Raw genomic sequence first — 11,005 nt, forward strand, 5'->3', positions numbered from 1 at the left:
TTTTAACAAAGATAAAGTTTCAAATTAGTAATACAAATAAAAAAATCCTGCTTTTAGCAGGATTTAAATTTTATTGACAAGAATTACTTAAGTGTTTTCTTTTTGTAATTGCTGGGCGGTTTCCATTACAATCAGGAATATCATTAAAATTGTAATATCCATTTATCTTTTGAATTGCTGGAAGAACATCAAAAAGTTCGTTTTTAGTAAGTTTTCCATCATTATCATCATCAAAATCAGCATAATCAGGTTTTCCATCTCCATCAGTATCTAGTGGAGTGCCTGATGCGGGTCCACCATATTCATCTTTCGATAAAATTTTATCACCATCATGATCTTTATATCGTACATTCATTAATTTAAATGAAAAGATAATAGGTGTGTACGAGCCAATTGCACCTCCGCCAGTTCCGCTAAAATAAGCTAAACCTGATGGCACAAACATTACACCAGCTCCAAAATTGTTATAAGTAATTGTTCCATCAGGATTTATAGTTTGTCCATTAGAAGATTTAAATTCTGGGAAAACTTCTTGCCAACCTTGAATTACCTCTTGTAATTGAAACCAAGTAGGACTTGAAGCAGCATCAAAACTAGACAAATCTGTTTTATATCCTTTATATGAAGTAAAAACAGAATCTAATCTTGTAGGATTGGAGCCCATTCCTTCATTAAGTTTTAAATAATATAATTTATGATCTACGCCTTCTTTTGAAATAGTTTTGAATTTTAAAGGTTTTGCTGGATTGTTTTGACTTGCAGAAGTATCTAAAGCATCAAAAATTGGTGTTCCAGGTGTAGTAGCTGTAATTTTAGTGAAAGAAACGTTATAGCTAGCATCAACAGTAATGAAATGAGATTCCATAAAATCTTCAATTTCAGCAATATCTTCATTATAAACCTCTAAATATGGTCTTGATTGTATTGGCGTGGTTTCATCATCTGCAGGACATCCTACCATAACAAATATAAAAGGTAATAAAAGTAATAATCTTAAAGATAATTTCATTTTGTAAAAATTTAATTTAAAAAAGTGGTCGCAAGATACGATTTTCATTTATTTTTGTACAAATATTAACATTCATTTTTGAATTTTATGCGAATTGATAAATATTTATGGTGCATCAGATACTTTAAAACAAGAGGCTTAGCGGCTGAAGCCATAAAAAAAGGACATGTTTCAGTAAATAATGTAAAAGCAAAGGCATCAAGAGATGTATTTCCTTTAGACAAAATTACGCTTAGGAGAGACCAAATAAACTACATCATTAAAGTTATAGACATTCCGCCTAGTAGAGTTGCAGCGAAAATTGTAGATTTATACAGAAAAGACGAAACGCCACCAGAATCATTCGAACATTTAGAACTCATAAAACTTTCGAAAGAGCATTATAGAGCTAAAGGTGAAGGAAGACCAACAAAAAAAGACCGAAGAGATATTGACGATTATACCGAATAAATGATGTTGTTAAATAAAGAATATTGGGAAGAAAGATACGAATCAGCAACTACAAATTGGGATGTTGGAGATGTTTCTACTCCGTTAAAAGCATATATTGACCAATTAAAAGATAAAAATACTCGAATTTTAATTCCAGGAGCTGGAAATGCATATGAATTAGATTATTTAATTGAAAAGGGATTTCAAAATGTCTTCGTAATAGATTATGCAAAACATCCATTAGACACTATTATAAAAAGGAATAAATCATTAGAAAAACATTTAATTCACGATGATTTTTTTAATCATGATGGCAGGTATGATTTAATATTAGAACAAACCTTCTTTTGTGCCTTACAGCCAAATTTAAGACCGAATTATGTTGCTAAAATGCATAATTTATTATCCGAAAGTGGAAAAATTTCTGGATTATTATTTAATTTTCCATTAACCGAAGAAGGTCCGCCTTTTGGGGGAAGTGTAGAGGAATATGTGAATTTATTTTCGAATATGTTTTTGATTAAAACATTAGAACTTGCATATAATTCTATAAAACCTCGTACAAATAAAGAATTGTTTTTTACATTTGAAAAAAAATAAACCATGCAACACATTATTTTATCTCACAAAGAAATTGAACATAAAACAAAACGTATTGCGTATCAAGTATACGAAACATTTGCTAACGATTCTGAATTGGTTATTGCAGGAATTTCAAATAGTGGTTTTGTATTTGCCCAAAAAATTGCTAAACAATTAGAATCTATAAGTGATATTAAAATTACTATTTGTGAAGTAAATATCAACAAGCAAAATCCTTCTGACACAATAACAACATCATTATCAGAAGAAGCGTATGCTAATAAAAACTTAGTTTTAGTAGATGATGTATTAAATTCTGGTGCGACCTTAATTTACGCCATTAAACATTTCTTAAACGTTCCTTTAAATAAATTTAAAACAGCAGTTTTAATTGACAGAAATCATAAAAAATATCCTGTAAAAGCTGATTTTAAAGGATTATCGTTATCAACTTCTTTACAGGAACACGTACAAGTAGTTTTTGAAGATCAAAATTCTTATGTGTATTTATGCTAATTTAGATACAATCTCTGAAACAATTTCCTCTTCATTTTTATTGTCAACAGTAATAATTGTTTGAACTTGGTTGTAAAAATAATTGCGCTCAAATAAATGTTTTGCTACAAATTCTGTTAATTCTTCTTCAGTTAAATTTGCTATTATTGGTCGCGTATTTTTTTTTGTTTTCAAACGTTCAATTATAGTGGTAACAGATGTTTTCAAATAAAAACTTTTAATATTGTCGTTCTGATATAAATTAAAATTATCATAATAACAAGGTGTACCACCACCTAAAGCTAAAACATAATTATCTTTATTATTTAAAAATGCTTCCAAAACTTCTCTTTCTTTTTTTCTAAAGAAAAGCTCCCCTTTTTGTTCAAAAATTTCATTAATTGTTGTTTTTAATTCTTGTTCAATGATAAAATCTAAATCATAAAATGGCAATTGCAACGACTCTGAAAGTATTTTTCCAATAGTAGTTTTTCCCGAAGCCATATAGCCAATTAGAATTATTTTCATATTTAATTTGAAATTTTACGGTATAAAAGTATAATAATTTAATGAATTTTTAATTATTAAATTAACCAAAAAGGCAACAAACTCTTCTTAATTAAGGGGTTATAAATAAAATACAAAAAAATATTAAATTATTATATAAAAGCTATTGTGAAATAAATAAATCATCATATATTTGCACCCGCAATGAAGAAATAGTTTTTTAGACTCTGTAGCTCAGCTGGTAGAGCATTACACTTTTAATGTAGGGGTCCTGGGTTCGAATCCCAGCGGGGTCACAAAAATATTTCAAAATATACAAAATTATAACTTCATTGCTACGACTCTGTAGCTCAGCTGGTAGAGCATTACACTTTTAATGTAGGGGTCCTGGGTTCGAATCCCAGCGGGGTCACAAAAAGAAGTTAAGCATCAGCTTAGCTTCTTTTTTTATTTAAGGCCATGTGGAGGAATTGGTAGACTCGCCATCTTGAGGGGGTGGTGCTGCAAGGCGTATGGGTTCGAATCCCATTTTGGTCACTTTAAAATCTTGCTTTTGCAAGATTTTTTTTCTTTTTATTGCAATTGTTTCTATTTTTTATGTATTTTTGTTTAAACTTTTTAGGTAAAAAATGAACAACATAAAATCTACATTCAGTATTAAAGACTTGGAAAACCTTTCAGGTATTAAAGCGCATACTATTCGTATTTGGGAAAAAAGGTACAATTTACTTGAGCCTATGCGCACGGATACTAATATCAGATTGTATGATTTAAAAAACCTACAAAAGCTTTTAAATGTAGTTTTGTTAACTAATTTTGGATATAAAATTTCTAAAATCTCAAAACTAAATCAAACAGAAATTGAAAAGTTTGTAGTTAAAATTCAAACTCAAAAAACAGTAAATAATCATGTTTTAAGCAATTTTAAAATGGCGATGTTAAATTTCGACCAGCCGCTTTTTGTTAAAACGTACAATGATTTACTTAGTGAAAAAAGTTTTAGTACCGTATTTTTCGAAACATTTATACCTCTTTTAGAGGAAATAGGCGTTTTATGGACAACAAATACAATAACACCAGCCCATGAACATTTTATTTCTCATTTAATTAAGCAAAAAATATTAATTGAAATTGAGAAATATCAAATAAAACAAAATAGCGTATCGGATCAAACGTATATTTTATACTTACCTTTTAATGAAATTCATGATTTAGGTCTTTTGTTTCTTCATCACGAAATCGTTACAAAAGGACATCATTCAGTTTATTTAGGAAGAAGTTTACCTATTGAAAATTTATTGGAATTAAACAATCATTTCAAAAAAATAACCTATATCACCTATTTAACTGTAGAGCCAAATGAAAGCGAAATAGAAAATTATATTCAAACTTTTAAGAATACGATACTAAAAAACAATTCTAATGAGTTGTTAATTTTTGGAAGAAAAGCTCAAACTTTAGACAATACTAAACTACCTGAAAACATTAGATCTATAGAAAACTTAAAAGATTTCTTGTATACACTATAATATTACATTAAAATACTAACTACACATATATGCCACAAACAATACATATTATAGGATCTGGATTTTCATCATTAGCTGCAGCTTGTTATTTAGCAAAAGAAGGAAATTTGGTAACAGTATTTGAAAAAAACACAAATTTAGGTGGGCGTGCCCAACAATTTTCTGCTGATGGTTTTACTTTTGATATGGGACCTTCCTGGTATTGGATGCCCGATGTATTTGAAAGTTTTTTTGCAGATTTTAATAAAAAACCATCTGATTACTATAGTTTAGAAAAATTATCTCCAGGATATAGAGTGTTTTTTGAAGACAACACGCATTTTGATGTTTCGGATGATTTAAATACTATTATTTCCGATTTTGAAAAAATAGAAAAAGGAAGTGGTAAAAAATTAAGTGAATTTATAGACAACGCTAAAAAAAATTACGAAATAGCCATTAAAGATTTAGTATATAGACCTGGCGAAAGTATTTTTGAATTAGTTACACCTCAAACCGCACTTAAAATCGACCAATTTTTTTCAAACATCAAAAGAGATGTTCGTAAAAAAATAAAAAATAAAAATTTACAGCAAATTTTAGAATTTCCTGTATTGTTTTTAGGTGCAAAACCATCAGACACACCATCATTTTATAGTTTTATGAATTATGCGGATTTTGGTTTAGGAACGTGGCAACCAAAAAATGGTTTTTTCGATGTAGTCCAAGCTATGGTTCAATTAGGAAAAGAATTAGGTGTTACTTATAAAACAAATTCAAACATAACTAAGATAATTGTAGAAAACAATCGAGCTTGTGGGATTGAAATAAATAATGAAATTTTGAATGCAGATGTAGTACTTTCAGGAGCTGACTATCATCATACCGAAACGTTATTACCAATAAATAACAGACAATATTCTGAAGCGTATTGGGATAAAAAAACTTTTGCACCTTCTTCGCTATTATTTTATGTAGGTTTTGATAAAAAATTAGAAAATGTATGTCATCATAATTTATTTTTTGATTCGGATTTTGAGAAACATGCAGTTGAAATTTACGACAATCCAGAATGGCCATCAGAACCCTTATTTTATGCAAATTTTACTTCTATAACAAACAAACAAACCGCTCCAGAAGGTTGTGAAAATGGCTTTTTTTTAATTCCAATTGCACCGGATTTAGAAGATACGGAAGCTTTAAGAGAAGAATATTTTGAAAAAATAATAAGTCGATTTGAACTTATTACGAAACAAAGTGTTAGAAAAAACATTATCTTTAAAAAATCTTTTTGTGTAAACGACTTTAAATCAGAGTATAACTCCTATAAAGGAAATGCTTACGGGATGGCTAATACATTATTACAAACCGCTGTTTTACGTCCGAAATTAAAAAGTAAAAAAGTTAAAAATTTATATTTTACGGGACAATTAACTGTTCCTGGACCTGGCGTTCCTCCTGCATTAATATCAGGAAAGTTAGTTTCACAATTAATAAAAAAATACCAATAATATGAAGGCATTATTTGATACCGTTTCTTTCGCATGTAGCGTTAAAGTCACCAAAGCGTACAGTACTTCTTTTTCTTCTGCAGTGAAAATGCTTGCGCCATCAATTAGACAAGATATTTATAATATCTATGGATTTGTTCGTTTTGCTGATGAAATTGTAGATAGTTTTCATGATTACAACAAAGAGGAATTATTTGAAAAATTTGAAATAGAATTAGAAGACGCAATTCGTAATAAAATTAGTTTAAATCCAATTTTAAACTCGTTCCAACATACTGTCAATAAGCACAATATTAGTCAAGATTTGATAGATGCGTTTATGAAAAGCATGAAGCTTGATTTAGTAAAACAAGAATACAAAACCACTGAAGAATATCACGAATACATATACGGAAGTGCGGATGTTGTGGGTTTAATGTGCTTAATGGTTTTTGTAAATGGCGATGAGAAAAAATACGAAGAACTAAAAGCATCTGCTATGAAATTAGGTTCTGCTTTTCAGAAAGTAAATTTCTTGAGAGATTTAAAAGCTGATTTTGAAGGTTTAAATCGTACTTATTTTCCAAATACCGACTTAAATAAGCTAACAGAAACTTCAAAAAAAGAAATTATTGAAGATATTGAAGCTGATTTTAAAATGGCATACGAAGGAATTTTACGTTTGCCTATTGAAGCTAAATTTGGCGTATACACCGCGTACAGATATTACAAACGATTATTGAAAAGATTGAAAACGACACCTTCAACAGAAATAAAAAACACACGGATTAGAGTTCCTGATTATGAAAAAGCCGAACTTTTAGCGCGTTGTTATGTAAAATATAGATTGAATTTACTTTAATCAGTAAAAAATTAAATACATTTTTAACATTAAAACTTTAAATTAAAAAATTATGTGGTTGTATATAGTAGTGTTTCTTATAACATTTTTTATGATGGAATTTATGGCGTGGTTTACACATAAATTTATAATGCACGGATTCCTTTGGAGTTTACATGCCGACCATCATAAAAAAGACCACGATTCGTGGTTTGAAAGAAATGATGCGTTCTTTATATTTTATGCTGTGGTAAGTATGACCTTTTTCTTTTTGTGGCAAAATGGAATTTTAGCAATCGGATTGGCAATTGGACTTGGGATTTTTGCTTATGGATTAACCTATTTCTTAGTACACGATATATTTATTCACCAACGTTTTAAATTATTTAGAAACGCAAATAACAAATATGCTCGTGCTTTACGACGTGCACACAAAATGCATCATAAACATATTGGAAAACATCAAGGCGAATGTTTTGGAATGTTATTATTTCCGTTTAAACATTACAAAAACGCATAAAAAAAGCTCCTGTTGGAGCTTTTTTTATGTATATTCTATATCTATTTTTCAATTTCTTGTAAGCTTTCCATTTTTTTGTAAGCTAAGAATCCTTTGATATCTTCAAAATGTTCTTTAACGCGTTTGTTTCCAAATTCGAACACTTTTGTTGCCAAACCATCTAAAAAGTCACGGTCGTGTGATACTAAAATTAATGTTCCGTCAAAATCGCGTAAAGCATCTTTAATAATGTCTTTGGTTTTCATATCTAAATGATTGGTTGGTTCATCCAGAATTAAGACATTCACAGGTTCTAATAATAATTTTATCATTGCCAAACGTGTTTTTTCTCCTCCAGAAAGCACTTTTACTTTCTTTTGAATATCGTCACCTTTAAACATAAAAGCACCTAATAAATCTTTAATTTTCGTACGAACATCGCCTACTGCAATTTGGTCTATTGTTTCAAAAATTGTCATTTCTCCATCCAATAAAGAAGCCTGATTTTGTGCAAAATAACCAATCTGTGAATTATGTCCTACTTCTAATTTGCCTTCAAACTCAATTTCTTTCATTATGGCTTTAATCATTGTAGATTTTCCTTCTCCATTTTTTCCAACAAAAGCTACTTTCTGCCCTCTTTCAATAACCATATTAGCATCTTTAAATACAACGTGGTCGCCGTATTTTTTGGATAATCCTTCTACTACCACTGGATATTGTCCAGAACGAGGCGATGGTGGAAATTTCAACTTCAATGCCGAAGTATCGACCTCATCCACTTCAATTGGTACAATTTTTTCTAACATTCTAACACGAGATTGTACCGCGTCAGTTTTAGAAAATGTACCTCGAAAACGATCTATAAATGCTTGATTATCTGCGATGAATTTTTGTTGTTCATCAAATGCTTTTTGTTGGTGAATTCTTCTGTCTTTTCTTAATTCTAAATATTCAGAATATACGGCTTTGTAATCGTAAATTCGACCCATCGTAACTTCAATAGTACGATTAGTAATATTGTCTACAAATGTTTTATCGTGGGAAATTACCATTACTGCTTTTGCAGAATTAATTAAAAAATCTTCCAACCACTGAATACTTTCAATATCCATATGATTGGTTGGCTCATCCAACAAAATTAAATCTGGTTTTTTTAATAAAATTTTCGCCAATTCAATTCGCATTCTCCAACCTCCAGAAAATTCTTTCGTTAATCGAGTAAAATCTTCTCTTTCAAAACCTAAACCTTTTAATACTTTCTCTACCTCTGCCTCATAATTTACTTCTTCAATGGCATAAAATTTTTCAGAAAGCTCAGAAACGCGTTCAATTAATTTCATATACGCATCACTTTCATAATCCGTTCTAACTGTTAATTGCTCATTAATATCGTCAATTTCTTTTTTCATATTTAGCACTTCCGCAAAAGCTTTAGAAGCTTCTTCCATTACCGTACAATTGTCTGAAGTTAATAAATGCTGAGGCAAATAAGCAATTACCGCATCACTTGGAGCAGAAATACTTCCACGTGTGGCTTTACTTTCGCCTGCAACTATTTTCAAAAGAGTTGATTTTCCTGCGCCATTTTTACCCATAAGGGCAATTTTATCATTTTCATTAATGGCAAAAGTTACTTCGCTAAAAAGAGTGGTTCCGCCAAATTCAACGGCGATATCATTAACTGTAATCATTTTATTTTAAGGTAAAAGGTTCTGGGTAATGGGTTTAAGGATTTGTAAATTATATAAAACTTTTCACTATTTACTAATCACTAAAATTACATATTCATTTTAAAATCTTCTATTGCGTCTCTCACTTTCATAAAATCATCTTCTTCAATAAACAATTCAATTATTTTATTTGTTCCGGAATTTTGTTTGTTTTCTCGTTGGGTTACAAATACATTACCCGATTCTATTACTGTTTGTAATTTTTGTGCAATTGTTTCTTTTCCAGAAAAAATTTTAATAAGTCCCATATTTATATGTTTGGATTTTTGAGGTGCAAATATAGTCTATTTGAATAATTTTAGCCAAAATTGAAAGATTAATAAATTATTGCATTACATTTTATGATTAATAATTGGTAAAACCCGATTTAGATAGGTTGAACTTCAATAAAAGAAGTTATATTTACAAAACGAATAATGCGAAGTAATTAGAAAATTCAAAAATTATGGCTAAAAGTCAAGACGCAAAAAAAGGTCAAAAAAAAGAACCTTTAAAAACCGCTAAAGAAAAAAAAGAAGAAAAACGCGATAAAAAAAACAATCCTAAAAGAGATTAAAAAAACAAGTCCTGAATTAGTAATAATTGAGGATTTTTTTATTCGTAACTTTTAGTACTTTTACAAAAAAATTGAATGAGCTATTCTGAACAAATAAATTTTATATACGAACACCTAAAAACCAGTTTATCTAATGGGACTTTCGCAAAGTTAACCTTAGGAAAAACGATTGGTAAAACCGAATTAACAAATATTTATTTCCGTACGATTGTAGATAATGATACATTAAAATTTAATGTAACGCTCAGATATTTATCGGAAGAAATTGTAGAAATAAAACCAATTGAAGATGTAGTGATGCTTTTAAATCAATACCTAAACAATCCGTTTTTAACTGTAATTTTATTTACAACTGAAAAAGATATTCTAATAAAATTAAACAAAAAACGAATTGCCACCATTACTGAAATGGACAATACGTTTAAAAACGCAGATCCTGTTTTGTTGGAATACTTAAAGAAATAACTGCTTTTTTTACAACTCGTCAGGGAAAATTTTCCCAGGATTTAATATATTATTTGGGTCAAAAACAGCTTTTATTCTTTCCATAAGTTCTAAATGACCTTTGTTAAAAGCAATATCCATATAGTTTTTTTGAACCAATCCGATACCGTGTTCTCCAGACAAAGTGCCTTTTAGCGAGACTGTTAACTCAAAAATTTCTCTTATACCTTTCGGAACTTCAGTTTTCCAATTGCTATCAGTCATTGTGCCTTTAATTATATTCACGTGTAAATTTCCATCACCTGCGTGTCCGTAACACACCGATTGAAATCCGTATTTTGAACCAATTTCTTTAATTCCTTTCAATAATTTTGGCAGTTCAAATCTTGGCACAACCGTATCCTCTTCTTTATAAATAGAATTTGCCTTTACGGCTTCAGCCACACCTCTTCGCATTTTCCAAAGGGCGTTTTTCTGATCTTCTGTATCTGCGAATAACACTTCATCGATTTCAAATTGCTCTACCACTTCCAATATTTTTTCTGCTTCTTGCATTAAAATTTCAGGGTAATTTCCATCTACTTCAATTAATAAATGGGCTTTATGTTCTGTTTTTACATCAACAGAAATACCATCTAAATAGGTAACCGACCAATCTATGGCATCACGCTCCATAAATTCTAATGCACTCGGTATTATACCGGCTCTGAATATAGCAGAAACCGCTTCACAAGCTTGTTCAGCCTTATAAAATGGAACCAAAAGCAATACATTATGTGTGTTTTTAGGAATTAGTTTTAAAACAATTTTGGTTACAATTCCTAAAGTACCTTCGCTTCCCACCATCAATTGGGTAAGGTTATAACCTGTTGAATTTTTTAATGTATTGGCACCTGTCCAAATAATAGC

At 29.9% G+C, this 11,005-nt stretch carries 13 protein-coding genes and 3 tRNA genes; 11 read left to right on the forward strand and 5 right to left on the reverse strand.

Annotated features, from left to right (window positions below; translation table 11 throughout):
- Positions 1 to 70: 70 nt before the first annotated feature.
- Positions 71 to 1,009 (reverse strand): FKBP-type peptidyl-prolyl cis-trans isomerase, encoded by a 939-nt coding sequence (locus ABWO04_RS01995; RefSeq protein ID WP_353076847.1) that lies wholly within the window; start codon positions 1,007 to 1,009, stop codon positions 71 to 73.
- An 87-nt stretch (positions 1,010 to 1,096) separates the two neighbouring features.
- On the opposite strand from ABWO04_RS01995, the gene ABWO04_RS02000 reads away from it, so the two are divergent.
- From ABWO04_RS02000 to ABWO04_RS02010, 3 genes are read left to right on the forward strand one after another with little or no spacing between them, the layout of a single operon-like run.
- A complete protein-coding gene (locus tag ABWO04_RS02000) occupies positions 1,097 to 1,459 on the forward strand; it encodes an RNA-binding S4 domain-containing protein (RefSeq protein WP_353076849.1) in 363 nt (120 codons plus the stop codon).
- Positions 1,460 to 2,041 (forward strand): class I SAM-dependent methyltransferase, encoded by a 582-nt coding sequence (locus tag ABWO04_RS02005; protein WP_353076850.1) that lies wholly within the window; start codon positions 1,460 to 1,462, stop codon positions 2,039 to 2,041. It begins immediately after the preceding gene.
- A 3-nt stretch (positions 2,042 to 2,044) separates the two neighbouring features.
- Positions 2,045 to 2,539 (forward strand): phosphoribosyltransferase family protein, encoded by a 495-nt coding sequence (locus ABWO04_RS02010; protein ID WP_353076852.1) that lies wholly within the window; start codon positions 2,045 to 2,047, stop codon positions 2,537 to 2,539.
- On the opposite strand, the gene ABWO04_RS02015 is transcribed toward ABWO04_RS02010, so the two are convergent.
- A complete protein-coding gene (locus ABWO04_RS02015) occupies positions 2,531 to 3,046 on the reverse strand; it encodes a shikimate kinase (protein ID WP_353076854.1) in 516 nt (171 codons plus the stop codon). The two genes, ABWO04_RS02010 and ABWO04_RS02015, sit on opposite strands and share 9 nt — an antisense overlap.
- Positions 3,047 to 3,248: 202 nt before the next feature.
- Between ABWO04_RS02015 and ABWO04_RS02020 the strand changes: the two genes are divergently transcribed.
- From ABWO04_RS02020 to ABWO04_RS02050, 7 genes are all read left to right on the forward strand, one after another.
- Positions 3,249 to 3,321 (forward strand) — tRNA-Lys (locus tag ABWO04_RS02020).
- A 43-nt stretch (positions 3,322 to 3,364) separates the two neighbouring features.
- Positions 3,365 to 3,437, forward strand: a tRNA-Lys gene (locus ABWO04_RS02025).
- Between the two features lie 43 nt (positions 3,438 to 3,480).
- A tRNA-Leu gene (locus ABWO04_RS02030) sits at positions 3,481 to 3,562 on the forward strand.
- Positions 3,563 to 3,654: 92 nt separating this feature from the next.
- Positions 3,655 to 4,554 (forward strand): MerR family transcriptional regulator, encoded by a 900-nt coding sequence (locus ABWO04_RS02035; RefSeq protein ID WP_353076856.1) that lies wholly within the window; start codon positions 3,655 to 3,657, stop codon positions 4,552 to 4,554.
- Between the two features lie 29 nt (positions 4,555 to 4,583).
- Complete coding sequence (crtID, locus tag ABWO04_RS02040; RefSeq protein WP_353076858.1) at positions 4,584 to 6,044, forward strand: bifunctional phytoene desaturase/3,4-desaturase; 1,461 nt, start codon at positions 4,584 to 4,586, stop codon at positions 6,042 to 6,044.
- Between the two features lies 1 nt (position 6,045).
- On the forward strand, positions 6,046 to 6,885 hold the full coding sequence (locus ABWO04_RS02045; protein ID WP_353076860.1) for a phytoene/squalene synthase family protein: 840 nt from the start codon (positions 6,046 to 6,048) through the stop codon (positions 6,883 to 6,885).
- 52 nt (positions 6,886 to 6,937) lie between these two features.
- On the forward strand, positions 6,938 to 7,384 hold the full coding sequence (locus tag ABWO04_RS02050) for a sterol desaturase family protein (protein ID WP_353076861.1): 447 nt from the start codon (positions 6,938 to 6,940) through the stop codon (positions 7,382 to 7,384).
- A gap of 41 nt (positions 7,385 to 7,425) precedes the next feature.
- On the opposite strand, the gene ABWO04_RS02055 is transcribed toward ABWO04_RS02050, so the two are convergent.
- Complete coding sequence (locus tag ABWO04_RS02055) at positions 7,426 to 9,057, reverse strand: ABC-F family ATP-binding cassette domain-containing protein (RefSeq protein WP_353076862.1); 1,632 nt, start codon at positions 9,055 to 9,057, stop codon at positions 7,426 to 7,428.
- An 86-nt stretch (positions 9,058 to 9,143) separates the two neighbouring features.
- Positions 9,144 to 9,344: a DUF2007 domain-containing protein gene (locus ABWO04_RS02060; protein WP_353076864.1), complete on the reverse strand. Its 201-nt coding sequence runs from the start codon at positions 9,342 to 9,344 to the stop codon at positions 9,144 to 9,146.
- A gap of 383 nt (positions 9,345 to 9,727) precedes the next feature.
- Here ABWO04_RS02060 and ABWO04_RS02065 point away from each other — a divergent pair, with 383 nt between their 5' ends.
- On the forward strand, positions 9,728 to 10,117 hold the full coding sequence (locus ABWO04_RS02065) for a hypothetical protein (protein WP_353076865.1): 390 nt from the start codon (positions 9,728 to 9,730) through the stop codon (positions 10,115 to 10,117).
- Between the two features lie 9 nt (positions 10,118 to 10,126).
- Here ABWO04_RS02065 and ABWO04_RS02070 read toward each other — a convergent pair.
- Positions 10,127 to 11,005, reverse strand: an 879-nt coding sequence (locus tag ABWO04_RS02070; RefSeq protein ID WP_353076866.1) for an FAD-binding oxidoreductase, incomplete at its 5' end; no start/stop codon positions are given.

This window comes from Flavobacterium sp., assembly GCF_040382755.1.
GTDB lineage: Bacteria > Bacteroidota > Bacteroidia > Flavobacteriales > Flavobacteriaceae > Flavobacterium.

What these genes read in the sequence shown, in the direction of transcription:
- ABWO04_RS02055 (WP_353076862.1), bottom strand. Translation starts at nt 9,057, where the DNA reads ATGATTACAGTTAATGATATCGCCGTTGAATTTGGCGGAACCACTCTT.
- ABWO04_RS02005 (WP_353076850.1), top strand. Translation starts at nt 1,460, where the DNA reads ATGATGTTGTTAAATAAAGAATATTGGGAAGAAAGATACGAATCAGCA.
- ABWO04_RS01995 (WP_353076847.1), bottom strand. Translation starts at nt 1,009, where the DNA reads ATGAAATTATCTTTAAGATTATTACTTTTATTACCTTTTATATTTGTT.
- ABWO04_RS02045 (WP_353076860.1), top strand. Translation starts at nt 6,046, where the DNA reads ATGAAGGCATTATTTGATACCGTTTCTTTCGCATGTAGCGTTAAAGTC.
- ABWO04_RS02035 (WP_353076856.1), top strand. Translation starts at nt 3,655, where the DNA reads ATGAACAACATAAAATCTACATTCAGTATTAAAGACTTGGAAAACCTT.
- ABWO04_RS02060 (WP_353076864.1), bottom strand. Translation starts at nt 9,344, where the DNA reads ATGGGACTTATTAAAATTTTTTCTGGAAAAGAAACAATTGCACAAAAA.
- ABWO04_RS02015 (WP_353076854.1), bottom strand. Translation starts at nt 3,046, where the DNA reads ATGAAAATAATTCTAATTGGCTATATGGCTTCGGGAAAAACTACTATT.
- ABWO04_RS02065 (WP_353076865.1), top strand. Translation starts at nt 9,728, where the DNA reads ATGAGCTATTCTGAACAAATAAATTTTATATACGAACACCTAAAAACC.
- ABWO04_RS02000 (WP_353076849.1), top strand. Translation starts at nt 1,097, where the DNA reads ATGCGAATTGATAAATATTTATGGTGCATCAGATACTTTAAAACAAGA.
- crtID (WP_353076858.1), top strand. Translation starts at nt 4,584, where the DNA reads ATGCCACAAACAATACATATTATAGGATCTGGATTTTCATCATTAGCT.
- ABWO04_RS02010 (WP_353076852.1), top strand. Translation starts at nt 2,045, where the DNA reads ATGCAACACATTATTTTATCTCACAAAGAAATTGAACATAAAACAAAA.
- ABWO04_RS02050 (WP_353076861.1), top strand. Translation starts at nt 6,938, where the DNA reads ATGTGGTTGTATATAGTAGTGTTTCTTATAACATTTTTTATGATGGAA.